This is a genomic window from Streptomyces sp. NPDC047108 (assembly GCF_040643575.1).
Classification (GTDB): Bacteria; Actinomycetota; Actinomycetes; order Streptomycetales; family Streptomycetaceae; genus Streptomyces.
This window is the reverse complement of record NZ_JBEYUP010000006.1, coordinates 19,274-41,231: the sequence shown is the minus strand read 5'-3', so window position 1 is coordinate 41,231 and position 21,958 is coordinate 19,274. Positions and strand designations below refer to the sequence as shown.

The 21,958-nt window shown below is 71.1% G+C and carries 22 protein-coding genes; 11 read left to right on the top strand and 11 right to left on the bottom strand.

The features are described from left to right. Window positions 1–31 precede the first annotated feature (31 nt). From ABZ822_RS14895 to ABZ822_RS14885, 3 genes are all read right to left on the bottom strand, one after another. Complete coding sequence (locus ABZ822_RS14895) at window positions 32–829, bottom strand: SURF1 family protein (protein ID WP_360852566.1); 798 nt, start codon at window positions 827–829, stop codon at window positions 32–34. A 49-nt stretch (window positions 830–878) separates the two neighbouring features. Further along, the gene (locus tag ABZ822_RS14890) at window positions 879–1,112 is read right to left on the bottom strand and encodes a hypothetical protein (RefSeq protein ID WP_360852563.1); all 234 of its coding nucleotides are present in this window, start codon (window positions 1,110–1,112) and stop codon (window positions 879–881) included. A 64-nt stretch (window positions 1,113–1,176) separates the two neighbouring features. Beyond that, entirely contained in the window at window positions 1,177–2,211 is a 1,035-nt protein-coding gene (locus ABZ822_RS14885; protein WP_360852560.1) for a DEDDh family exonuclease, read from the bottom strand. 290 nt (window positions 2,212–2,501) lie between these two features. On the opposite strand from ABZ822_RS14885, the gene ABZ822_RS14880 reads away from it, so the two are divergent. Beyond that, a complete protein-coding gene (locus tag ABZ822_RS14880; RefSeq protein WP_360852557.1) occupies window positions 2,502–3,467 on the top strand; it encodes a sterol desaturase family protein in 966 nt (321 codons plus the stop codon). 146 nt (window positions 3,468–3,613) lie between these two features. On the opposite strand, the gene ABZ822_RS14875 is transcribed toward ABZ822_RS14880, so the two are convergent. Both ABZ822_RS14875 and ABZ822_RS14870 read right to left on the bottom strand, forming a co-directional pair. Next, complete coding sequence (locus ABZ822_RS14875; RefSeq protein WP_360852554.1) at window positions 3,614–5,167, bottom strand: S8 family serine peptidase; 1,554 nt, start codon at window positions 5,165–5,167, stop codon at window positions 3,614–3,616. 123 nt (window positions 5,168–5,290) lie between these two features. Further along, window positions 5,291–6,826: a S8 family serine peptidase gene (locus ABZ822_RS14870; RefSeq protein WP_360852551.1), complete on the bottom strand. Its 1,536-nt coding sequence runs from the start codon at window positions 6,824–6,826 to the stop codon at window positions 5,291–5,293. A gap of 659 nt (window positions 6,827–7,485) precedes the next feature. Between ABZ822_RS14870 and ABZ822_RS14865 the strand changes: the two genes are divergently transcribed. From ABZ822_RS14865 to moaA, 3 genes are all read left to right on the top strand, one after another. Then, the gene (locus ABZ822_RS14865) at window positions 7,486–7,776 is read left to right on the top strand and encodes a DUF485 domain-containing protein (protein WP_360853327.1); all 291 of its coding nucleotides are present in this window, start codon (window positions 7,486–7,488) and stop codon (window positions 7,774–7,776) included. Continuing rightward, window positions 7,773–9,392 carry a cation acetate symporter gene (locus ABZ822_RS14860; protein ID WP_360852548.1) on the top strand — a complete coding sequence of 540 codons (1,620 nt, stop codon included), beginning with the start codon at window positions 7,773–7,775 and terminating at the stop codon, window positions 9,390–9,392. The genes ABZ822_RS14865 and ABZ822_RS14860 overlap by 4 nt, the downstream gene beginning before the upstream one ends. A 155-nt stretch (window positions 9,393–9,547) precedes the next feature. Further along, window positions 9,548–10,537, top strand: a complete 990-nt coding sequence (moaA, locus tag ABZ822_RS14855; protein WP_360852545.1) for a GTP 3',8-cyclase MoaA — start codon at window positions 9,548–9,550, stop codon at window positions 10,535–10,537. Here moaA and ABZ822_RS14850 read toward each other — a convergent pair. The 5 genes from ABZ822_RS14850 to ABZ822_RS14830 form a co-directional block, all read right to left on the bottom strand. Continuing rightward, on the bottom strand, window positions 10,520–10,744 hold the full coding sequence (locus tag ABZ822_RS14850; protein WP_360852542.1) for a hypothetical protein: 225 nt from the start codon (window positions 10,742–10,744) through the stop codon (window positions 10,520–10,522). The genes moaA and ABZ822_RS14850 overlap by 18 nt on opposite strands. Window positions 10,745–11,001: 257 nt before the next feature. Further along, window positions 11,002–11,394 carry a DUF3099 domain-containing protein gene (locus ABZ822_RS14845; RefSeq protein ID WP_360852539.1) on the bottom strand — a complete coding sequence of 131 codons (393 nt, stop codon included), beginning with the start codon at window positions 11,392–11,394 and terminating at the stop codon, window positions 11,002–11,004. Between the two features lie 225 nt (window positions 11,395–11,619). Next, window positions 11,620–13,032: a tyrosine--tRNA ligase gene (gene tyrS, locus ABZ822_RS14840; RefSeq protein ID WP_360852536.1), complete on the bottom strand. Its 1,413-nt coding sequence runs from the start codon at window positions 13,030–13,032 to the stop codon at window positions 11,620–11,622. 61 nt (window positions 13,033–13,093) lie between these two features. After that, window positions 13,094–14,485, bottom strand: a complete 1,392-nt coding sequence (locus ABZ822_RS14835; protein WP_360852533.1) for a metallopeptidase TldD-related protein — start codon at window positions 14,483–14,485, stop codon at window positions 13,094–13,096. Next, window positions 14,482–16,005 (bottom strand): TldD/PmbA family protein, encoded by a 1,524-nt coding sequence (locus tag ABZ822_RS14830; RefSeq protein WP_360852531.1) that lies wholly within the window; start codon window positions 16,003–16,005, stop codon window positions 14,482–14,484. The genes ABZ822_RS14835 and ABZ822_RS14830 overlap by 4 nt, the downstream gene beginning before the upstream one ends. 176 nt (window positions 16,006–16,181) lie before the next feature. Here ABZ822_RS14830 and fabG point away from each other — a divergent pair, with 176 nt between their 5' ends. From fabG to ABZ822_RS14815, 3 genes are all read left to right on the top strand, one after another. Beyond that, the gene (gene fabG / locus ABZ822_RS14825; RefSeq protein WP_360852528.1) at window positions 16,182–16,886 is read left to right on the top strand and encodes a 3-oxoacyl-[acyl-carrier-protein] reductase; all 705 of its coding nucleotides are present in this window, start codon (window positions 16,182–16,184) and stop codon (window positions 16,884–16,886) included. A gap of 5 nt (window positions 16,887–16,891) precedes the next feature. Then, window positions 16,892–17,671, top strand: coding sequence for an enoyl-ACP reductase FabI (gene fabI, locus ABZ822_RS14820; protein WP_360852525.1), 780 nt, complete (start codon window positions 16,892–16,894; stop codon window positions 17,669–17,671). 249 nt (window positions 17,672–17,920) lie between these two features. Then, entirely contained in the window at window positions 17,921–18,214 is a 294-nt protein-coding gene (locus ABZ822_RS14815) for a hypothetical protein (protein ID WP_360853325.1), read from the top strand. On the opposite strand, the gene ABZ822_RS14810 is transcribed toward ABZ822_RS14815, so the two are convergent. Continuing rightward, on the bottom strand, window positions 18,189–18,863 hold the full coding sequence (locus ABZ822_RS14810; protein WP_360852522.1) for a FadR/GntR family transcriptional regulator: 675 nt from the start codon (window positions 18,861–18,863) through the stop codon (window positions 18,189–18,191). The genes ABZ822_RS14815 and ABZ822_RS14810 overlap by 26 nt on opposite strands. Window positions 18,864–18,936: 73 nt before the next feature. Here ABZ822_RS14810 and ABZ822_RS14805 point away from each other — a divergent pair, with 73 nt between their 5' ends. The 4 genes from ABZ822_RS14805 to ABZ822_RS14790 all read left to right on the top strand — a co-directional run bounded on the left by ABZ822_RS14805 (window position 18,937) and on the right by ABZ822_RS14790 (window position 21,897). Beyond that, a complete protein-coding gene (locus ABZ822_RS14805; RefSeq protein ID WP_360852519.1) occupies window positions 18,937–20,406 on the top strand; it encodes an MFS transporter in 1,470 nt (489 codons plus the stop codon). Between the two features lie 142 nt (window positions 20,407–20,548). Then, window positions 20,549–20,665 carry an SGM_5486 family transporter-associated protein gene (locus tag ABZ822_RS14800; protein ID WP_360852516.1) on the top strand — a complete coding sequence of 39 codons (117 nt, stop codon included), beginning with the start codon at window positions 20,549–20,551 and terminating at the stop codon, window positions 20,663–20,665. A gap of 267 nt (window positions 20,666–20,932) precedes the next feature. Further along, entirely contained in the window at window positions 20,933–21,151 is a 219-nt protein-coding gene (locus ABZ822_RS14795) for a hypothetical protein (protein WP_360852513.1), read from the top strand. Window positions 21,152–21,345: 194 nt separating this feature from the next. Beyond that, window positions 21,346–21,897: a histidine phosphatase family protein gene (locus ABZ822_RS14790; protein WP_360852511.1), complete on the top strand. Its 552-nt coding sequence runs from the start codon at window positions 21,346–21,348 to the stop codon at window positions 21,895–21,897. The last annotated feature ends 61 nt before the right edge of the window (window positions 21,898–21,958 follow it).

Below are 21,958 nucleotides of genomic sequence, written 5' to 3'. Positions count from 1 at the left end.
GCGACACGTCGGCGGAACGTGGTCACCGGCCTCAGGCCGGGACCGCGACCTGCTCCTGCTCCGGTCGCTCGGCCGCGGCGAGGCGGTCCTTGCGCTCGCGGCGCACCAGCACGACCCAGCCGACCGGGACCCCTGCCGCGAACAGCCACCACTGGATCGCGTACGCCATGTGCGGCCCGATGCTGCTGTGGTCCGGGGCGGGTACGGGCTCCGGCTGCTTCCCTGAGGCCTTCGGCGAGGTGCCGGTGAGCTGGATGTAGCCGCCGAGCACCGGCTTGCCGACGGGGCCGGTCCGCTCGCGGCTGTTGATCAGCATGAGCTGGCGCGGGGGCAGTCCCGGCTTGTCCTTGATGCCGCTGTTCGAGGTCGTCTCGTCCGGCATCAGGCGCCCCGTGACCTCGACCTGCCCGGTCGGTGCCGCCGGGACCTCGGGGAACTTCGTCAGGTCTCCGCCGGCGGGGATCCAGCCGCGGTTGACCAGTACCGCCCGGCCGTCCTTCATGACCAGCGGGGTGAGGACGTAGTAGCCGATGCTCTTCTCGTCGGCGGCGGTCCGCTGCCGGATCACGACCTCGTGCCGGGTGTCGTACGTGCCGATGGCGGTGACCGTGCGCCAGGAGTCCGCGGGGTCCACCGCACGGCCCGGAGCGGAGAGCTCGCCCACCGGGGCGGCGGGGGCGTCGAGGCTCCGCGTGATCTGCTCGTTGCGGGCGACGCGGTGCTCGTGGCGGTGAAGCTGCCAGAAGCCCAGCTCGATCATCACGGGGATGAGCGCGAGCGCGAAGAGGGTGAGCATCACCCACTGCCGGGACAACAGGAAGCGGTACACCCCACGACCGTACAACTCGGTCGCGGGGTGCTCGGCGGGCGGGGGTGGGTCATACGCGGTCGACCAGGCCCACCTTCCCCTCTTCGCGGGCGCAGTGCGCCCCGCAGTAGAAGTGGCCGTCGGCCTCCACACCCTGGCCGATGATGCTGGTCGTGCAGTGCTCGCACACCGGGGCCATCTTGGCGATGGCACAGGCGAAGCAGTCGAAGACATGCACCGCGCCCTGGGCGTGCACCTCGAAGGTCATACCGTAGTCGTTTCCGCAAACCTCACAATTGGCCATGGGGCACAGGGTGCGGGTGCCGGGCTCCGCGGAGGGAACGGACACCGGGCGCGTCGTGTGCCGTTCACTCGGACGAGGGCGCCGGGGCCACGTCCTGGAGCAGTTGCATGAAGGCCGCCTCGTCGATGACCGGGGTGCCGAAGGAGCCGGCCTTGCGGGTCTTCGTGGTGCCCGAACCGGGGTCGTTGGTCACGAGCAGGCTGGTGAGCCGGGAGATGCTGTTCGCGATGTGCAGTCCGGCCTCGAAGGCGCGCTCCTCCAGGAGTTCGCGGTCCACCGAGGTGTCGCCGGAGAACGCCACCCGCATGCCCTGGACGAGCCGCCGGCCCGGCTCGTACCGCCCCGGGTTGGGGTACGGGCAGGGCGGACGTTTGACGCTCTGGCGCCAGGTGCCCGGACGGTAGGAGCCCCGGCGGCCCGGCGGGGGCGGCGCGTCCGACCACTCCGTGAGCGGCTGGCAGGCGAGCAGGGGCAGGCGCACGCCCGCCTCCGCCGCCAGATGCAGGCTCGGCCGGAACGTCTCGGCCAGCACCCGGGCGTCGTCCAGCGCGTGGTGCGCCTGCCGCTGCTCGACGCCGTAGTGCGCGGCCAGGGTCTCCAGCCGGTGGTTGGGGAGGGGGAGGGCGAGCTCCTTGGAGAGCGCGATGGTGCACAGCCGCTGCCGCACGGGGACGGCGCGGTCGGCGCGGGCGTACTCGCGGGCAATCATCGACCAGTCGAAGACGGCGTTGTGCGCGACGAGTACGCGGCCGTCGAGGCGTTCGGCGAAGGCGTCGGCGATCTCCGGGAAGAGCGGGGCGCTCTCCAGGACCGCACTGGTGAGGCCATGGATCCACACGGGGCCCGGGTCGCGCTGTGGATTGACCGGCGAATACCAGTGGTCCTCCACATCGCCCCGGGCGTCGAGCCGGTAGACCGCGGCCGAGACGATGCGGTCGTTGCGCGCGAGGCCCGTCGTCTCGACGTCGACGACCGCATAGCCCGGCGGATACGTCTCCGGCCACGCCTCCGCCGGCACCCGGTCCCGCATCGTGTCCCGCACCGGGGGCGCGGGTTCCTGCGCGGGGGACGGTACGGAGGCGATGCGGTTGTCGAGCATGGTCCACGAGAATACGGCCCGGGTGGGACAGCGCCGACCACCGGGCCGCAGCGGTGACATGACGGAGCATCAGGCGTCGGGCGGCGGGTGCGATCCCGTGCGGTACGTCCGCCGCTCGCGCCGCGTCCATTCCGCGTCCGCGCCCCCGTCCACGTCGCTCCGCTCCCGCCGGCGGGCCGTCCCGGACCATGATCAGGCTCCGGGTCGCGCACGAACTCCTGGTGCCCCGGTCCTATACCGATCGGTAACGACCCCTGGCGGAGCGACTCGCTCCGCTCTATGGTGCGGCCATGCCGCACTTGCCCGATGTCGTGCTGTGGTCCATTCCCGCCTTCATTCTGCTCACCGTCCTGGAGGCGGTGAGCTACCGCCTGCACCCCGACGAGGACGCCGCCGGCTACGAGGCCAAGGACGCGGCGACCAGCCTCGGGATGGGGCTCGGCAGCCTGTTCTGGGACCTCTTGTGGAAGATCCCGATCGTGGCGATCTATGCCGCGATCTACGAACTGACCCCGGTCCGCGTGCCGGTGCTCTGGTGGACGATCCTGCTCATGCTGCTCGTGCAGGACTTCTTCTACTACTGGTCCCACCGCGGACACCACGTCATCCGCATCCTGTGGGCCTGCCACGTGGTGCACCACTCCAGCCGGAAGTTCAACCTCTCGACCGCGCTGCGCCAGCCCTGGACCTCCTGGACGGTCTGGCCGTTCTACGTGCCGCTGATCGCCCTCGGCGTCCACCCGGTGGCGCTGGCGTTCCTGTCCTCGGTCAGTCTCGTGTACCAGTTCTGGATCCACACCGAGCGCATCGGAAAACTGCCCCGGCCCATCGAGTACGTCTTCAACACCCCGTCCCACCACCGCGTCCACCACGCCAGCCAGGGCGGCTATCTGGACCGCAACTACGGCGGGATCCTCATCGTCTGGGACCGGCTCTTCGGCTCGTTCGCACCCGAGACCGAGCGCCCGGTCTACGGCCTCACCAAGAACATCTCCACCTTCAACCCGCTGCGGGTGGCCACGCACGAGTACGCCGCCATCGCGCGCGACGTGCGCGCGGCGCGTACGTGGAGCGAGCGCGCGGGGCGCGTGCTGCGGGGACCGGGCTGGCAGCCCGCCGATGCGCCTGCCCCCGCCCCTGCCCCCGCCCCCGCTCCCGCTCAGGACGCCGCTCAACCCCCGCCCGCGGTCCGTACGGCACCCGCGGCCGCCGTCGAGCCCGCGGACTCCCCGGCGAGCGGGGCGGCCGTACCGTAACGGCAGTCGGAACAGCGGGAGTTGGGCGCGGGGGACGCCCCCGCGCACCGTGACAGCGCGAAGGGCGGCACCCCCGATCCGGGGTGCCGCCCCACCAGGACCGCTCCGTCACGACGGCGACGTCGTCACGGCCCAGTCCTTCCTCGCTACTTCTTCACCGCGTCCAGGGCGTCCGCAATCCCGGCTCCGTAGAAGCCGTTGTTGCTCTTGGGGCCCTCGCACACCGCGTCCGCCTGGCCGTCCCCGTCGATGTCGTACGGGTCCTGGCACGCCATGTCGTCGGCCTGCTTCTTCAGCAGGGCCTTGACCGTCTTCGGGGACGCCTTCGGGTGGGTGCTCTTGATGAGCGCGGCCACACCCGCGACGTGCGGGGAGGCCATGGACGTGCCGGCCATGTAGCCGTAGCCGCCTCCGGGCAGCGGTCCGAGGATGAGGCCGCTGGTGGCCGGCGGGGCCGGGGGCTGGTAGGCGGTGCTGTCGCCGCCGGGGGCGGCGATGTCGACCACGCCCAGACCGTGGTTGGAGAACGAGGACTTCAGTCCCTTGGCCCCGGTGGAGGACACCGTCACCACACCCGGGAGCTGGGTCGGGATGTCGAAGCACTCGCTCGGGTCGACCTCGCGCTCGACCGGAGTGGTGTCGTTGGGGCTCACCGGGTCGGTGATGGAGTCGGCCGCGAGGTCGTAGTTCTCGTTGCCCGCCGCGGCGACGTTCACCGCGCCCTTGCGCTCCGCGAACCGCGTGGCCCGCGTGATGGCCTCGACCAGCGCCTTCTGGTCGGGGTCGTCAACGCAGTTGAAGTACCACGGGTCGGTGTAATAGCTGTTGTTGGTCACCTCGACACCGTGCTCCGCGGCCCAGATGAAGCCGCAGACGACCGCCTCGGTGTAGAAGAACCCGGCCTCGGTGGACACCTTGATGCCGGAGACCTTGACGCCCGGGGCGACACCGGTGACGCCGACACCGTTCTTCGCGGCGGCGATCTCACCGGCGACGTGCGTGCCGTGCGGGCTCTCCTGGGCGTTCGGGCGCCAGGCCCCGTCGGCCGTGTTCGGCTTGCCCGTCACGCAGTTGACGGACGCCTTGCGGTCGAAGTTGGGGGCGATGTCGGGGTGGGTGTCGTCCACACCCGTGTCGATGACGGCGACGGTGACGCGGTCGCTGCCCAGCGACTTCTCGTGCGCCTTGTCCGCCTTGATGGCGGGAAGGTCCCACTGGAGGGGCTGCAGCGGGTCCTCGTCGTCGTCCGCCTGCCGTGCCGCCGCCTTGGCCTGCGCGTCGCTCAGCAGCTTGGGGGCGCCGGTGTCGGTCGTGCCCTGCGCGGGCAGCGGGGCCGTACGCGTCGCGCCGGCCGAGTCGACCCCGCGGGCCTTGCGGATCTTCTCGGCGAAGTACGCGTCGGAGGAGTGGGCGACGATGACGCCTATCTGGTCGTAGGCCTGCACAATCGCTCCGCCGGCCTTGGATATCGCCTTCTTCATCGCGGAGGACGAAGCCTCCCCGGGCCGGACGTTGACGACGTAGCTGAGCTTCTCACCGCTGGCCGCGGCCTTCGTCGTCGCGGCCGCCGCGGTGGTGCCCGGGGCCTCCGCAGGCGCGGCGCTGGCCGAGGCGGGGAGGAAGGCGAGTGCGGTGGTCAGGACCATGCTGGCCGGGATGACGACGGCACGTCGTGAGCGTCCGGCTGAGCGCTCGGTCATGGGGTCTCCACTTCGGTCGAAGCAGTCACGAGCATCTTCGGAAGTCGTGAAAGGTCGGAGAAATCACGGAAACTGAGGTGCTTTCATGCGGCGGACGGCGACGGCGTGCCGGCGCAGCAGCGGTCACTTCTTGACCGCGTCGAGCGCGTCGACGATGCCGAAGCCGTAGAAGCTGTTGATGTGCTGCGTGCCCGTGCACTCGGCGTTGACCTTGCCGTCGCCGTCGGGGTCGTACGGCTCCGTCGGGCACGCGGGATTGTCCGCCTGCGCCTTCAGCAGCCACTGGATCTCCTGCGGGCTCGCGTCGGGCCGCTTGCTCTTGATGAGGGCGGCGACGCCGGCGACGTGCGGTCCGGCCATCGAAGTGCCCTGGAGGTAGGCGTAGTCGCCACCGGGCATCGTGGAGAGGATCCGTCCGTCCTTGGCCGGGGCGTCGGGCACCTGGTACTTGTCCCCGCCCGGACCGGCCACGTCGATCTGGTTGAGGCCGTAGTTGGAGTAGTACGACTTCAGGGCCTTGGGCCCGGTCGCGGACACCGTCACGACACCCGGCAACTGGGTCGGGATGTCGAGGCACTTGGACGGGTCGATGTCGCGCTCGGCCGGCGTGGTGTCGTTCGGGCTGGAGGTGTCCTTGATCGACTTCGCGGAGAGGTCGAAGGCGGAGTTGCCCGCGGACGCGACGTGCAGCGCGCCCTTGCGCTCGGCGAACTTCGCGGCCCTGCTGACGGCTTCGACGATGGCGCCCTGGTCGGCGTCGTCCTTGCAGGCGAACATCCAGGGGTCGATGTAGTAGCTGTTGTTCGTGACCTCGATGCCCTTGTCGGCCGCGAACATGAAGGCGCAGACGACGGCCTCGCCGTAGAACAGGCTCGTCTCGGGCTCGCTCACCTTGATGGAGGAGACCTTCACGCCCGGCGCGACACCGGCGACGCCCACGTTGTTACGTGCCGCGGCGATCTCGCCCGCCACATGGGTGCCGTGGTAGTCGTCGGCGGTGTACGGGCGCCAGGCGCCCTTACGGGTGTCCGCGACGCCGCCGACGCAGTTGGCGGACTGCTTGGCGGAGAAGTTCGGGGCCAGGTCCGGGTGGGTGTCGTCGACACCGGTGTCGATGACCGCGACGGTCACCTTCTTGCTGCCCGGGTTCACCTTCGCGGCCTTGTCGGCGCGGATCGCGGGGATGTCCCACTGCAGGGACTCCAGCGGTTCCTTGCCGGAGGCCTGCGCGGCCTTGAGCGCGGCGGCCGAACGCGGTTCGGCGACCTTCTCCGGCTTGCCGACCTCCGTCGTGGTGGCCGCCTTCAGCGGGGCGGTCCGCGTGGCACCGGCCGACTGGACGCCCTTCACCGCGCGCAGGGCCGCGGCGAACTCGGGGTTCGCGGAGTGGGCGACGATCACCCCGATCCGGTCGTGCACGGCGACCACGGTGCCACCGGACTTCGTGATCGCCTTCTTCACCTTCCCGAGCGTGGCGGCGTCGGTACCGGTGTTCACCACGTACGACAGCACCGGGGCGGCTTCTCCCGCGGCGGCCGTGTCCGCGGTCTGCGGAGCGGCGGCGGTGGCCGGGCCGGAAAGGAAGCCGAGGGAGGCGGTGAGCGCGAGTCCGACGGGCAGCGCGACGGCGCGACTGCGTCGGGACCGGAGAGGAGCCATGGGTTCTCCACATCATCCGTGAGACCGCCCGCGCGCGGGTGTGCGCGTGGACGGGTACATGACGACGGAAGCTAGCGCCGATGCGGTGATCTGATCAATGGATTCCGGCGAAAGGCCGAGAATCCCCTCAGCCGTGGCCTGTATGGACCGTATGGCGGAAAAGCCCAGGCATACCTGGCATTTACGTCTTTGGGGTGCTTTGCCTCAATGGCGTGACGCATGTGTCCGCAGGGCCGCGATGCTCAGCGGCGGCAGGGCCACCCGCGGACCGAACCATTGACCGGATCCGCTCGTGGTGGCGCCCGGTTTTGCCCGCCTGACCTGCGTAACTGCGACCGGGCCTGGCAGTTGCACCATGCCGAAGGGACGGCGCGCGGGCGCGGAAGGCGGGGGGTTCGACGGCTCGCTCACACCGGGGTCAACGAACAGGAAAGCGGTGGGTGTCGGCTGCGGATGACCGATCCTGTCGAATTCAACCACTCCCCCTGTCGGAACCCGCCATCCGGCCCTAGCATGCCGAATCCGAAGTGATCTAGCTCATCCCCGCCGCACACCCCACCACCGCTCACACATCCCCGTTGCAACAACAGGAGAGACCCGTGTCTACCGACTCGAGCGCCGCGAAGGAGGGGGCGCAGGGCGCGGAGCAGTACCGAGGAGTGCAGGCGAGCCCCGAGTTCGCCGAATTGCGCCGTACGTACCGCTCCTTCGCCTTTCCCCTCACGGTCGCCTTCATCACCTGGTACCTGCTCTTCGTCCTGCTGTCGATCTACGCGGGCGGGTTCATGGGCACCAAGGTCGTCGGCAACATCAACGTCGCCTTCGTCCTCGGCGTCGCCCAGTTCGTGACCACCTTCCTCATCGCCTGGTGGTACGCGCGTCACGCCGCCGCCAAGCTCGACCCGCGGGCCGAGGCCATCAAGTCCCGCATGGAGGGTGACGCGTCATGAGCCCGACCATCCAGCTCGCCGCCGACACCGGTGAGCACCGGCCGCTGATCATCACCCTCTTCTCGCTGTTCGTCGTGGCGACCCTCGTCATCACGGTCTGGGCGGGACGGCAGACCAAGGGCGCCGAGGACTTCTACGCCGGCGGGCGGCAGTTCACCGGCTTCCAGAACGGTCTCGCGATCTCCGGCGACTACATGTCGGCGGCGTCGTTCCTCGGCATCGCCGGCGCCATCGCGCTCTCCGGCTACGACGGATTCCTGTACTCCATCGGCTTCCTCGTCGCCTGGCTGGTCGCCCTGCTGCTCGTCGCCGAACCGCTCCGCAACTCGGGCCGGTTCACCATGGGCGACGTGCTGGCGTACCGCATGCGCCAGCGCCCGATCCGTACGGCGGCGGGCACGTCCACGATCGTCGTCTCGATCTTCTACCTGCTGGCCCAGATGGCGGGTGCCGGTGCCCTGGTCTCGCTGCTGCTCGGCATCACCAGCGAGGCGGGCAAGATCCTCATCGTCATCCTCGTCGGCATCGTGATGATCCTCTACGTCACGATCGGCGGCATGAAGGGCACCACCTGGGTGCAGATGGTGAAGGCGGTCCTGCTCATCGCGGGCACGCTCCTCATCACGTTCCTCGTGATGCTCGAATTCGACTTCAACATCTCCAGCCTGCTGGGGCAGGCGGCCGAGAACAGCGGGAAGGGTGCCGCGTTCCTGGAGCCCGGTCTCAAGTACGGCGCCACGGCCACCTCGAAGATCGACTTCATCTCGCTCGGCATCGCCCTCGTCCTGGGCACCGCGGGCCTTCCGCACATCCTGATCCGCTTCTACACCGTCCCCACCGCGCAGGCGGCCCGGAAGTCGGTCATCTGGGCCATCGGCATCATCGGCTCCTTCTACCTGATGACGCTGGCCCTGGGCTTCGGCGCCGCGGCGCTCATCGACCCGAAGACGATCGTCGAGTCGAACCCGGCGGGTAATACCGCGGCCCTCCTGGTGGCCCAGGAGATCGGCGGCGGCGCGGATTCGACCGGAGGCGCGATCCTGCTCGCGGTGATCTCGGCGGTGGCGTTCGCGACGATCCTCGCCGTCGTCGCGGGACTCACCCTCGCCTCGTCGTCCTCGTTCGCGCACGACCTCTACGTGAACGTCATCCGCAAGGGACAGGCGACCGAGAAGGAAGAGGTCAACGCGGCCCGCTACGCGGCGATCGGCATCGGCGCGATCGCCATCGCACTCGGCGTCTTCGCCCGCGGACTCAACGTCGCCGGCCTGGTGGCGCTGGCCTTCGCGGTCGCCGCCTCCGCGAACCTCCCGACGATCCTCTACAGCCTGTTCTGGAAGCGGTTCACCACCCAGGGCGCGCTCTGGTCCGTCTACGGCGGTCTGACCTCGTCCGTCGTCCTGGTGCTGTTCTCGCCGGTCGTCTCCGGCAAGCCGACCTCCATGTTCCCCGGGGTGGACTTCCACTGGTTCCCCCTGGAGAACCCGGGGCTGATCTCCATCCCGCTGGGCTTCCTGCTCGGCTGGATCGGGTCCCTGGTCGGCAAGGAGGAGCCGGACACCGGCAAGTACGCGGAGCTGGAGGTCCGTTCCCTGACCGGATCGGGCGCCGTGTGACGCACTGACCCGTCACCGACGGTGTACGGCCGCGTCGTAGGGATCTACGACGCGGCCGTGCCGTTCCTCGTGACATCGGGCCCGTGCCGATGTCACAGGCGTCGCGTAGGCTCGAAAGAGATCGCGAGCAAGCCCAGAAGGCGGGGAGGGCCCAGGTGCTGATAGACACATACGGTCGCGTGGCCACCGACCTGCGTGTTTCGCTGACCGACAAGTGCAATCTCCGCTGCACCTACTGCATGCCCGAAGAGGGCCTGCAGTGGCTCGGCAAGTCCGAGCTGCTCAGCGACGAGGAGATCGTGCGCCTCATCCGCATCGCGGTCACCGACCTCGGCATCACCGAGATCCGCTTCACCGGCGGCGAGCCCCTGCTGCGCCCCGGCCTCGTCGGGATCGTCGAGGAGTGCGCCGCCCTCGAACCGCGCCCCCAGATGTCGCTGACCACCAACGGCATCGGGCTGCGCCGCACCGCACAGGCGCTCAAGGACGCAGGGCTGGACCGGGTCAACGTCTCACTGGACACCCTCCGCCCCGACGTCTTCCAGGCCCTCACCCGTCGCAAGCGCCACCAGGACGTCCTCGACGGGCTGGACGCGGCCCGCGCCGCTGGGCTCACCCCGGTCAAGGTCAACACCGTCCTGATGCCGGGGCTCAACGAGGACGAGGCACCCGAACTCCTCGCCTGGGCCGTGGCGAACGACTACGAGCTGCGGTTCATCGAGCAGATGCCCCTCGACGCCCAGCACGGCTGGAAGCGCGACGGCATGATCACCGCCGGGGACATCCTGACGAGCCTGCGGACCCGCTTCACCCTCACCGCCGAGGGGGAGGAGGAGCGCGGGTCCGCCCCCGCCGAGCGCTGGCTGGTCGACGGCGGCCCCGCCCGCGTCGGTGTGATCGCCTCCGTTACCCGCCCGTTCTGCGCGGCCTGCGACCGTACGCGGCTGACCGCGGACGGCCAGGTCCGCACCTGCCTGTTCGCCCGCGAGGAGACGGATCTGCGCGAGCTGCTGCGCTCGGGTGCGCCCGACGAGGAGATCGCGCGGCGGTGGAAGCTCGCGATGTGGGGCAAGAAGGCGGGATCGGGGCTTGACGACCCGTCCTTCCTTCAGCCGGACCGTCCTATGTCAGCCATCGGCGGCTGACCTCCGCTCCCACTCCTCCAGCGGGACCACGTCCTTGAGGAAGTTGCGCACCCCGAGGAAGGCCGAGAGGTGCTCGCGGTGCTCCTCGCAGGCCAGCCAGGTCTTCCGGCGCTCCGGTGTGTGGATCTTCGGGTTGTTCCAGGCCAGCACCCACACCGCGGCGGTACGGCACCCCTTGGCCGAGCAGATCGGCGTTTCGTCGTTCACAGACTCAGTCTGCCTCCGCCGGGCGGAGCAATGCCCGCGGCCCCCTCCGGACACCCCGGCTCTGCCGAGAAGCGGCCGCACACATGGCGACGCCGGGCAGCCACGGGGGGAGCCGCCCGGCGTCGGTCCGTCGCTCCGACGGGGGATGCGGAGCGCGTACGCAGTATGTCACGCAGGACCCAGGCCGGGGCAGCCGATCCACACGATTGATCTGAGCTTTTCTTGAGCTATGCAGACTGCGTCAGACTCGCTCGAATTCAGCTCTCGTCCCGCGACCGCTCTTTCTCCTGGGCCCCGTTGGGGCCCGCGTCGGGGTCCGCGGCCGGTGCGGGCGACTCGCTCTCCGCACCGCCCCCGCTCCCCAGCATCGGTCGCACCGGCGTCGCGATGAAGGAGTCCGGCAGCGAAGGGGCGTTCTCCCGGCCCGCGTTGGCGATGACCACGGCGACGTACGGGAGGACGAAGCCCAGCACAAGGGCGACGATCGCCACATGCCGCTCGATGTTCCACAGGACCACGGCCAGGAGGAAGGACAGCGTGCGGATGACCATCGAGATGACATAGCGCCGCTGCCGGCCCTTCACGTCATCGGCCAGCCCCGAACGGGCCCCGGTGATCCGGAAGACCTCGGGGCCGCTGTGCTTCCGCATCCCGCTTCACCACCTGCGCATTCCGCCGGTACCGCCCCGGTCCCGGACACCTCCAACGGTACGCCGCCGCCCCACGGCCTACGAGACCGGGTCGTCCCCCGGCGAGCCGTCGTGAGCCGCCCGCGCCCGGCCCCGCGTCATGGCCGCGGCTGCCCGTACGCCCCCTCGGACGCACTCGGCAGCCGCCGCCTCATCAGCCTCTCGGGGCCCCCGCGCCCCTGCCGCTCACCGCAGTTCGGCGATCTTCCGTCCGGCCTTGAGGTAGACCGTGCCCGCCGACGCGGACAGGCCGGCGCCGGCCAGGGTCTGCTCGACTGCCTCGGCCAGCGGCCGGGTCGCCGCGGCTTCGTCGAGGACGAACGTCTGCTGGCCGCCGTCGGTCTCGACCACCAGCCGCAGGCCGTTCTGCTTGGCGAGCCGGCGCGCGGCCGAGGCACTCTGCGTGAACTCCAGCACCTTGGTCAGGACGGCAGCCACGGTCTCCCCGCCGTGCTCCGCCGCGTCGACGGACGGCAGCGACTCGACCTCGGTGAAGCTCTTCTTCGAGAACTGCGCGACGAAGCCGGCGCGGGCCGCCATCGCCGCCTCCACGCCGTACAGCGCGGCCACGACCTCGCCCGCGAGGACCTTCTTGACGTCCATCGGGTGCAGCGACTTCTCCTCGATCCGGGACAGCGCGAGCGCGATCTCCTCGTCCGTCCACTCGGTCCAGGCCTTGAGGTACGGCTCCATCAGCCGGTCGGGGACCGACATGATCTTGCCGAAGACGTCCTCCGCGGTCGCGGTCAGACCGACGTAATTCCCCTTGGACTTCGACATCTTGGCGCCGGAGCCGTCCGTGCCCTCGATCAGCGGCATGGTGACGACGATCTGCGGCTGCCGGCCCTTCAGCTCCATCAGCCTGCGGCCCATCTGCAGATTCAGCAGCTGGTCGGCGCCGCCCAGCTCCACGTCGCAGTTCAGGGCCACCGAGTCCAGGCCCTGGGCGATGGGGTAGAGCATCTCCGTCATCGTCAGCCCGGCACCCGACGCCAGTCGGCTGCGGAAGTCGTCGCGCTGCAGCAGCGTCGAGACGGGCACCTGGGTGAGCAGCCCCAGCAACTCGGGGAAGGTGTACGGCGCGAGCCACTCGCTGTTCTGCCGGAAGCGGACCTTCTCGAAGTCGAAGAACGGCCGGACCTGCTCGCGGTAGCCCGCGAGGTTGGCGGCGATGTCGTCGTCGGTCAGGGGCGGGCGCTCGGCCGTGCGGCCCGAGGGGTCGCCGATCTTGGCCGTGAAGTCACCGATGATCAGGGTGACATCGTGGCCCAGCCGCTGGAAACGGCTGAGGATGATCAGCGGCACCGCGTGGCCGAGGTGCACATCGGTCGCCGTCGGGTCGATGCCCAGCTTGATGTGGAGGCCGCGGCCCTCGGCGCGGCGCTCCTCGATCCGCTCGGCCAGCTTGGCCACCGCCGGCAGCACCTCGACCGTACGCGAGGCGATCAGCTCCGCCTGTTCCTTCGCCGGCAGGTCCGACAGGTCCAGATAGCGCCTCGCCTTCGTCTCCGCGAGCAGCCGCTCGACGGTCGTGTCGGAGGATAGGTCCTGCACCAGCAGGTCGCGGGTGCGAGCGACGGAGTCGCCGAGGCGTGTCATGGCGTTCCTGTGGGATGTGGTCGGTCGGAAGGATGGACTGGGCCGATTCTATGGGGTGCGATCAGACGCCCTGACTGACGGAACTCATGTTGAAGTCCGGGATGCGCAGGGCGGGTGTCGCGGCCCGGGTGAACCAGTCGCTCCACTCGCGCGGCAGCGTCCGCTCCGTGGCACCCGCTTCCGAGGCCCGCGACAGCAGGCTCACCGGGGACTCGTTGAAGCGGAAGTTGTTGACCGCGCCGGTCACTTCGCCGTTCTCGACGAGGTAGACACCGTCCCGGGTGAGCCCGGTGAGCAGCAGCGTGGCCGGGTCCACCTCGCGGATGTACCAGAGGCAGGTCAGCAGCAGTCCGCGCTCGGTGTTCGCGGTCATCTCCTCCAGGGAGCGTGTCCCGCCCGCGTCGAGGATCAGGTTGTCGATGTCGGGGGAGACGGGGAGGCCGGTCAGCCCGGCGGTGTGCCGACTGGTGAGCAGCCGGGTCAGCTCGCCGTCCCGCATCCAGTCGGTCGGGGCCAGCGGCAGGCCGTTGTCGAAGACCGAGGTGTCGTCGCCCGAGGCGTGCGCCAGCACGAACGGTGCCGCCTCCAGGCCCGGCTCGTGCGGGTCGCTGCGCAGCGTCAGCGGCAGGTCCGAGAGCTTGTCGCCGACGCGGGTGCCGCCGCCGGGCCTGCTGAAGACGGTGCGGCCCTCGGCCGCATCCCGCGCGGAGGACGACCACAGCTGGTAGACGAGCAGGTCGGCCACGGCCGAGGGCGGCAGCAGCGTCTCGTAGCGGCCGGCGGGCAGGTCCACACGCCGCTCCGCCCAGGCCAGCCGCTGCGCGAGATCGGCGTCCATCGCGGCCGGGTCGACGTCCCGGAAGTCGCGGGTGGCCTGACCCGCCCACGCCGAGCGCGTACGGTCCGGGGACTTGGCGTTGAGCTCGAGCGTGCCGGTCGGCTGGTCGTGGCGCAGCCGCAGCCCGCTGGAAGTGCCGAGGTAGCTGGAGACCATCGCGTGGTGGGCGAAGCCGTACAGCTCCCTGCCGCCCGCGCGGGCCCGCGCGAACGCCTCCCCGAGCGCGGGCGCGAAGTCCGCGAACACCTGCGAATTGGTCTCGGCCGGTGCCTCGGTGAAGGAGGCGGAGGCGGAGCCGCCTTCGACGAGCGGCTGGGCGTCCTCGGCCGGGCCCGCGTCCCGCGCCGCCGCCTCGGCGGCCCGCACCAGCGGCTCCAGCTCCTCGGCGGTGACGGCGCTGCGCGAGACGACACCTGACGCCGTGCCCTGCGCGCCGTCCACGGTGGCGATGACGGTGAGGGTCCGGCCGCGCGTCACGCCGTTCGTCGTCAGCGCGTTGCCCGCCCAGCGCAGATTCGCCGTCGACCCCTCGTCCGCGATCACCACGCAGCCGTCGGAGCGGGACAGTGCGAGGGCGCGCTCGACGACCTCGTGCGGTGCGGTCGTACGGCTCATCGGCCGGCCTCCTGCGTGGTGTTGAGGATGGTGACGCCGCGGAACAGCGCGGACGGGCAGCCGTGGCTGACCGCCGCGACCTGGCCCGGCTGCGCCTTGCCGCAGTTGAACGCGCCGCCCAGGACGTAGGTCTCCGGCCCGCCCACGGCCGTCATCGAGCCCCAGAAGTCGGTCGTCGTGGCCTGATAGGCGACGTCGCGCAGCTGGCCGGCGAGGCGGCCGTTCTCGATACGGAAGAAGCGCTGGCCGGTGAACTGGAAGTTGTAGCGCTGCATGTCGATGGACCACGACCGGTCCCCGACGACGTAGATACCGCGCTCCACACCGGAGATGAGCTCCTCGGTGGAGGGGCCGCCGGGCGCGGGCCGCAGCGAGACGTTCGCCATCCGCTGGACCGGGACATGGGCGGGGGAGTCGGCGTAGGCACAGCCGTTGGACCGCTCGAAGCCGGTCAACCGGGCGATCCTGCGGTCGAGTTGGTAGCCGGTGAGGATGCCGTCCTTGACCAGGTCCCAGGACTGCCCGGCCACGCCCTCGTCGTCGTAGCCGATGGTGGCGAGCCCGTGCTCCGCGGTGCGGTCCCCGGTCACGTTCATGATCTCGGAGCCGTACGTGAGAGTGCCGAGCTGGTCGAAGGTGGCGAACGAGGTGCCCGCGTACGCCGCTTCGTACCCCAGCGCCCGGTCCAGCTCGGTGGCGTGGCCGATCGACTCGTGGATCGTCAGCCACAGGTTGGAGGGGTCGACGACCAGGTCGTACGCGCCCGCCTCGACGCTCGGCGCGCGCAGCTTCTCGGCCAGATGCCCGGGGATCTCCGCCAGTTCGGCGTCCCAGTCCCAGCCGGTGCCCGTCATGTACTCCCAGCCGCGCCCGGCAGGCGGGGCGATGGTGCGCATCGAGTCGAACTCGCCGCTCTCCGGGTCGACCGCGACGGCGGTGAGGTGGGGGTGCAGCCGGACGCGCTGCTGGGTGGTGGAGGTGCCCGCGGTGTCCGCGTAGAACTTGTTCTCCTGGACGGTCAGCAGCGCCGCGTCCACATGGTCGACGCCGGGTGCCGCGAGCAGCCGGCTGCTCCACTCCGCCAGCAGCCCCGTCTTGTCGGCATCGGGCACTTCGAAGGGGTTGATCTCGTAGGCGGAGACCCACGTGCGGTCGGCGTGCACCGGCTCGTCCGCCAGCTCCACCCGCTCGTCCGACCCGGCAGCAGCGATCACCTGTGCCGAGAGTTTCGCCATCGCGACGGCCTGGCCGGCGACCCGCGCCGCCGCGTCCGGCGTCATGTCCACGCCGGAGGCGAAGCCCCAGGCGCCGCCGTGCACCACCCGCACCGCATACCCCAGGTCCGTGGTGTCGGAGGAGCCGGCGGGCCGGGCGTCCCGCAGGCGCCACGCGGCGCTGCGGACCCGCTCGAGGCGGAAGTCGGCATGCTCGGAGCCCAGGGAACGGGCGCGGGCGAGCGCCGCGTCGGCGAGCGCGCGCAGCGGCAGCGCCGTGAAGGACTCGTCGATGGAATGGGGCACGGCATCCTCCCGTAGTCGTCGCAACCGATCATGTCCTGTCGCGGGGGTGGCTGCCCAGTGTTTCTGTAGGGACCCGACAGTGTGTGCGGGATGCCCCTGTCGGGCCCGGATTCTCCGTCAAGGGCCGCGGACCGATAGTTTTCGTGGTAGCCGACCACTACTGAAAGGGTGATCCGTTGAGCCGCTCGGTTCTCGTCACCGGAGGAAACCGGGGCATCGGCCTCGCCATCGCCCGCGCTTTCGCCGATGCCGGCGACAAGGTCGCCATAACGTACCGCTCGGGTGAGCCGCCGGAGGGCTTCCTGGCCGTCCGCTGCGACATCACCGATGCCGAGCAGGTCGAGCAGGCCTACAAGGAGATCGAGGAGCGGCAGGGTCCGGTCGAGGTGCTCGTGGCCAACGCGGGCGTCACCCGCGACCAGCTGCTGATGCGCATGACCGAGGAGGACTTCGGCGCCGTCCTCGACACCAACCTCACCGGCACCTTCCGCGTGGTGAAGCGCGCCAACCGCGGCATGCTGCGCGCCAAGAAGGGCCGCGTCGTGCTGATCTCCTCCGTGGTCGGGCTCCTCGGCTCGGCGGGCCAGGCGAACTACGCGGCCTCCAAGGCCGGTCTCATCGGCTTCGCCCGCTCCCTCGCCCGTGAACTCGGGTCCCGCAACATCACCTTCAACGTCGTCGCGCCCGGCTTCGTCGACACCGACATGACGAGGGCACTGGGCGACGAGCAGCGGCAGAACATCATGGGCCAGGTGCCGCTCGGCCGGTACGCGAAGCCCGAGGAGATCGCCGCCACCGTGCGCTTCCTCGCCTCGGACGACGCCTCGTACATCACTGGAGCCGTCATCCCCGTTGACGGCGGATTGGGCATGGGTCACTGAACGACATGAGCGGAATCCTCGCCGGAAAGCGCATCCTCGTCACCGGGGTCCTCACCGACTCCTCGATCGCCTTCCACGTCGCCAAGCTCGCCCAGGAGGAGGGCGCCGACGTGGTGCTCACCGGCTTCGGGAGGCTGAGCCTGGTCGAGCGGATCGCGAAGCGGCTGCCCAAGCCCGTCCCGGTCATCGAGCTCGACGTCCAGGACAAGGAGCACCTGGAGAGCCTCGCGAGCAAGGTCGCCGAGCACTTCGGCCCCGACGCCTCGCTCGACGGGGTCGTGCACTCCATCGGCTTCGCGCCGCAGGACGCCCTCGGCGGCAACTTCCTCAACACCGGCTGGGAGTCGGTCGCCACGGCCGTCGAGGTCTCGGCGTACTCGCTGAAGTCCCTGACGATGGCGGTGCTCCCGCTGCTGGAGAAGCGCGGCGGCTCGGTCGTCGGCATGGACTTCGACGCGCAGATGGCGTGGCCGAAGTACGACTGGATGGGCGTCTCCAAGGCGGCCCTGGAGGCCACCTCCCGCTACCTGGCCCGGGACCTCGGCGCCAAGGGCATCCGCTGCAACCTGGTCTCGGCCGGCCCCATCAAGTCGATGGCCGCCAAGTCCATCCCCGGCTTCGACGAGCTGGCGGACGTGTGGAACACCCGCGCTCCGATCGGCTGGGACCTCGCGGACCCGGAGCCGGCCGCGCGCGGTGTCATCGCACTGCTCTCCGACTGGTTCCCCAAGACCACCGGCGAGATCGTCCACGTCGACGGCGGCGTGCACATGATGGGCGCCTGATCGCGGCACCCGCACACGGCACCGACGCCCCGGCCTCCTTCCGCGGAGGAGGCCGGGGCGTCGCCCGTTCGGCCCAGCCCGGGGGCGGAGCGGCCCCGCGGCGGCGACGCTGAACGGAGTACGCCCCCCTTCTGGTGCTCACCCCTGGTGGTGCTCAGCTGTGGTGCTCGGCGGCGGGTCCCGCCGCTGTACGGCCGAGGAGGTCCCGGGTTGCGCGCGCTCCGCCGTCTCACCGTCACGGCCACGGCCCTGATCGCCGGGCTCGCCCCGTCCGCGGCCGTGGCCCGCAGCGGCGCGGAGCGGGAGCCCTTCGGCGCCACGTGCCGTCTCTACGTCCACGGCTCCCGCGCCACGGCGAGCTGCCACAATCCGTACGCCGTGAGCGACGCCGTCCAGCTGCACATCGAGTGCGACCGCTGGTGGGACCCGGACGTGGACACCGAGCCCGCCGAGGCCGGGCCCGCGGAGACCGTCGAGCTGACGGGCCGCTGCTGGATGGAGGTCGGCAGGGCCTGGATCACTCACCACCGCTCAGGCACATGAACGCGTAGCTCGCCGCCTCGGTGCCGGCGGCCTCCGCGTCCCCGGCGCGGATCGCCTCCACCAGGCGGGCGTGATCCACATGGCGCTCCGGGCGCAGCTCGCGGCCGACGTCGCTGCGCAGCCACTCGCGGACGACATCGCCGAGGTCGGCGTAGAGCTCGGACATCGGGTCGTTGTGCGAGGCCGCAACGACCGCGAGGTGGAAGGTGCTGTCGGCCGCGACGAACACCTCGGCGTCCCCGGACTCCCACGCCTCCTCGCGCCGCCGCAGCAGCGTGTCGAGCTGCTGCAGATCGCGCTCGGTGCGGCGCTGCGCGGCCAGACGCGCCGCCGATGCCTCCAGGGTGCTGCGGAGCTCGGCGATGTGGCGCGGATCGGCGCCGGCGAAGCGCCGGTGCATCACCCCGGCCAGCTCGCTGGTGGCGACGACGTAGGTGCCCGAGCCCTGGCGGATGTCGAGCAGCCCGTTGTGCGCGAGGGCGCGTACGGCCTCGCGGACGGTGTTGCGGGCCACGCCCAGCTGCTCGACCAGCTCCGACTCGGTCGGGATCCGGGAGCCGACCGGCCACTCGCCGGACGTGATCTGGTTCCGCAGCGCCGTGATCACCTGGTCGGAGAGCGCGGAGCGGCGGGTGGTGGTCAGCGGCATGACTCTCCAGAACGTGAGACGGGGCGCCGGACGATTGGACAGCCAATCATCCCATGATTCTATGATGGCCTGCATGGCAGCCGACGAGACCCCTGTGACGACCCCCGCTCCGGCCCCTTCGAGGGACCGGGGGGCCGCGACCAGGGGCCGGGGCGCGGCGGGGAGCGCGGCGCTCGGCCGTGACATCGGCGGAGTCGGCGGCGGGGGCGCCGGCGAAGGCGCCCCCAGGGCGCCGGAGGCGGCCGGGGGCGTGACCGAGGAGGCCGGTATCACCACCAGGGCCACCACTCGCTGGATCATCCCTCTCGTCGTCGCCGGGCTCGTCCTGGCCGCCCTCAATCTGCGTCCCGCCATCACGAGCCTCGGCGCGCTGCTCGAAGAGGTCCGCGCCGGGCTCGGCATGAGCGGAAGCGTCGCCGGGCTGCTGACATCCGTACCGCCGCTCTGCTTCGCCGCGTTCGGCGTGATCGCTCCCAGGGCCGCGCGCCGCTGGGGCGCCGGCGCCGTCGTCTGCGCCGGCATGGCCGCGATAGCGACCGGACTGCTGATACGGCCCTGGGCCGGGGGCACGGCCGGCTTCCTCGCCGCGAGCGCCCTCGCGCTCGCGGGCATCGCCGTCAGCAATGTCCTGATGCCGGTGATCGTCAAGCGCTGGTTCCCCGGCCGGGTCGGCTCGATGACCGGTCTGTACTCGATGGCCGTGGCTCTCGGCACGGCGCTCGCCGCCGCCCTGACCGTGCCCATCACCGAGGCCCTGGGCGGCAGTTGGCGCGCCGGGCTGATGCTGTGGGCGCTGCCCGCGGTGCTCGCGGCCGTGCCGTGGCTGCTGCTCCGCGACCGCCGGGGCGGCGGCGGAGCAGTGACGGGACCTGCGTCGTCGGCGTCGGGGGAGTCGGTGACGACGGCATCGGCGAACGGGGCGGCGCGACGGGGGGAAGCCCCCTTCAATCCCGTCCGCAGCCGCATCGCCTGGTCGCTCGCCTGCTTCTTCGGCCTCCAGGCCACCGCCGCGTACATCACCATGGGCTGGCTGCCGCAGATCTTCCGCGACGCCGGAGTTCCCGCGTCCACCGCCGGTGTGCTCCTCGCCGTGACCATGGGCCTCGGCGTCCCGCTCTCCTTCGTGCTGCCGCAGCTCGCGGCCCGCATGCGCCATCAGGGCATGATCGCCGTCGCGCTGGGCCTGTGCGGACTGTCCGGCTACGCGGGCCTCCAGTTCGCCCCGGCGACCGGAGCCTGGGCGTGGGCGGTGCTGCTCGGCATCTCCAACTGCGCCTTCCCGCTGGTCCTCACGCTGATCGGGATGCGCTCGCGGACCGGCGCCGGGGTGGTCGGACTGTCCGCCTTCGTGCAGAGCACCGGCTACCTCATCTCCATCCCCGGGCCGCTGCTGGTCGGCGTGCTCTACCAGCACAGCGGCGGATGGGGCCTGCCGCTCGCGCTGATGACCGCGCTGATGGTGCCGCAGATCGTGCTGGGCTTCCTGGTCGGTCGCAACCGCACCGTCGAGGACGAGCACGCGGCCGCCGCCCGGGCCGCCTGACCGCCGTCCCGGCCGCCTGACCGCCGTCCGGGGCGCCTGACCACCTCACCGCGCAGGGGCACGGGTGTACGGGTGCGGGGTCGCGTGCGGGGCCCGTACCCCTGCCTCACCGGCCCCCGGAGCGGGTGCGAGACTGGTCGGCATGCCCGTCCTCGAACCGAACCCGCAGAACAGCCAGAAGAAGCTGCTCGGCATCCTCGGCGTGATGCTCCTCATCACCGTCGTCATCGGCGTGATCGCCACCCTCGCCTCGCCCTGAAGGACCCGCCGTGCCCGGGGGACCCACCGTGCCAGGAACCCACCGTGCCCGAGGAACCCACCGTGCCCAAGGGGCCCGGCCGGCGCCTCGCCCTGACGAACCAGGCGCCCCGAACCCCTAGGGGGCCAGGGTCAGGGTGAAGTGGGTGGATCACCGGATGGGCCGGCCGGCCCTCCGCCCGTAGGTTCTTCCGTAGCCGCGGTGAAGCGGCCGGCGGGGCCGTGGCAGGCGGTCCCGTCACCCACCGGATTCCACGGAGGTGGTCCCATGCGGGCCCGCACCCAGCGCTGGACCGCCCCGCCGTCCCGGGACGCCTACGAGATCCGGCTGCCGTGGTGGGCCGTCGCCCTGCCCGCCGTCGCCTTCGCCGCGCTGCTGCTGATGATCGCGGGTCCGGCGGAGGCCCGCGCGTCGACCGGGCCCGAGCCCGTACTCGTCCACACACTGGAGCGCGTCCAGGAGATCGTGGTCCACCAGTTCCGCTGAGACCGCCGCCGGGGCCCGGGAGGCGGCGGGCCGTTGCGCGGGCGGCGCCCCGCAGGGCCGGTCGGCGCGGGGTGTATGCCCCGTCTCGTCCCCATCGGTCAAGGAGGGGCGGACCGGCGCACGCAGGTCACCTTTCCCGGGTGACCTCCCAACACCCCGCGCCCGACCGTGGGTTTCGTGCGAAGCTGGGACGCATGAGCGTCGCTGCAACTCCCCCGGAAAGCACCCCAGGATCCCCGGAGACCCGCAGGCTCGTCCTCCTCCGGCACGCCAAGGCCGAGTGGTCGCAGGAGTCGGACCACGAACGCCCGCTCGCCGAGCGCGGCCGCAAGGAAGCGCCGGTCGCCGGACGCTGGCTCGCCGGGGCCGGTATCAACCCCGGCCTCACTCTCTGCTCCACCTCGACCCGTACCCGTGAGACCTGGAAGCTCGTGGTGCACGAGCTGCCCGAGCGCCCGAAGACCGTCTACGAGGAGCGGCTCTACGAAGCCTCGCTCGGCGATCTCATCGCGCTGCTCAACGAGACGCCCGACGACGTACGGGACCTCCTCCTCGTCGGGCACAACCCGGGCATGCACGCGCTGGCCGACGCCCTCGCGGGCGAGGTGGAGGGCGACGCCTTGGCGCGGATGAACCGGAGCGGGTTCCCGACGGCCTCCGTGGCCGTCGTCGGATTCAACGGCTCGTGGAAGACGGTGGAGCACGGCGTAGGGAAGCTGCTCGAGTACTGGACGTCGCACGACTAAGGACGAGACCACGGCCCGCAGGTCACGGTCATTACCGCCCGTGCGAAGGCCCCGGCGCGCG

Coding starts and splice junctions, on each gene's coding strand:
- ABZ822_RS14890 (WP_360852563.1), bottom strand. CDS start 1,112: ATGGCCAATTGTGAGGTTTGCGGAAACGACTACGGTATGACCTTCGAG.
- ABZ822_RS14885 (WP_360852560.1), bottom strand. CDS start 2,211: ATGCTCGACAACCGCATCGCCTCCGTACCGTCCCCCGCGCAGGAACCC.
- ABZ822_RS14880 (WP_360852557.1), top strand. CDS start 2,502: ATGCCGCACTTGCCCGATGTCGTGCTGTGGTCCATTCCCGCCTTCATT.
- ABZ822_RS14875 (WP_360852554.1), bottom strand. CDS start 5,167: ATGACCGAGCGCTCAGCCGGACGCTCACGACGTGCCGTCGTCATCCCG.
- ABZ822_RS14870 (WP_360852551.1), bottom strand. CDS start 6,826: ATGGCTCCTCTCCGGTCCCGACGCAGTCGCGCCGTCGCGCTGCCCGTC.
- ABZ822_RS14860 (WP_360852548.1), top strand. CDS start 7,773: ATGAGCCCGACCATCCAGCTCGCCGCCGACACCGGTGAGCACCGGCCG.
- ABZ822_RS14845 (WP_360852539.1), bottom strand. CDS start 11,394: ATGCGGAAGCACAGCGGCCCCGAGGTCTTCCGGATCACCGGGGCCCGT.
- tyrS (WP_360852536.1), bottom strand. CDS start 13,032: ATGACACGCCTCGGCGACTCCGTCGCTCGCACCCGCGACCTGCTGGTG.
- ABZ822_RS14835 (WP_360852533.1), bottom strand. CDS start 14,485: ATGAGCCGTACGACCGCACCGCACGAGGTCGTCGAGCGCGCCCTCGCA.
- fabI (WP_360852525.1), top strand. CDS start 16,892: ATGAGCGGAATCCTCGCCGGAAAGCGCATCCTCGTCACCGGGGTCCTC.
- ABZ822_RS14810 (WP_360852522.1), bottom strand. CDS start 18,863: ATGCCGCTGACCACCACCCGCCGCTCCGCGCTCTCCGACCAGGTGATC.
- ABZ822_RS14805 (WP_360852519.1), top strand. CDS start 18,937: ATGGCAGCCGACGAGACCCCTGTGACGACCCCCGCTCCGGCCCCTTCG.
- ABZ822_RS14800 (WP_360852516.1), top strand. CDS start 20,549: ATGCCCGTCCTCGAACCGAACCCGCAGAACAGCCAGAAGAAGCTGCTC.
- ABZ822_RS14795 (WP_360852513.1), top strand. CDS start 20,933: ATGCGGGCCCGCACCCAGCGCTGGACCGCCCCGCCGTCCCGGGACGCC.
- ABZ822_RS14790 (WP_360852511.1), top strand. CDS start 21,346: ATGAGCGTCGCTGCAACTCCCCCGGAAAGCACCCCAGGATCCCCGGAG.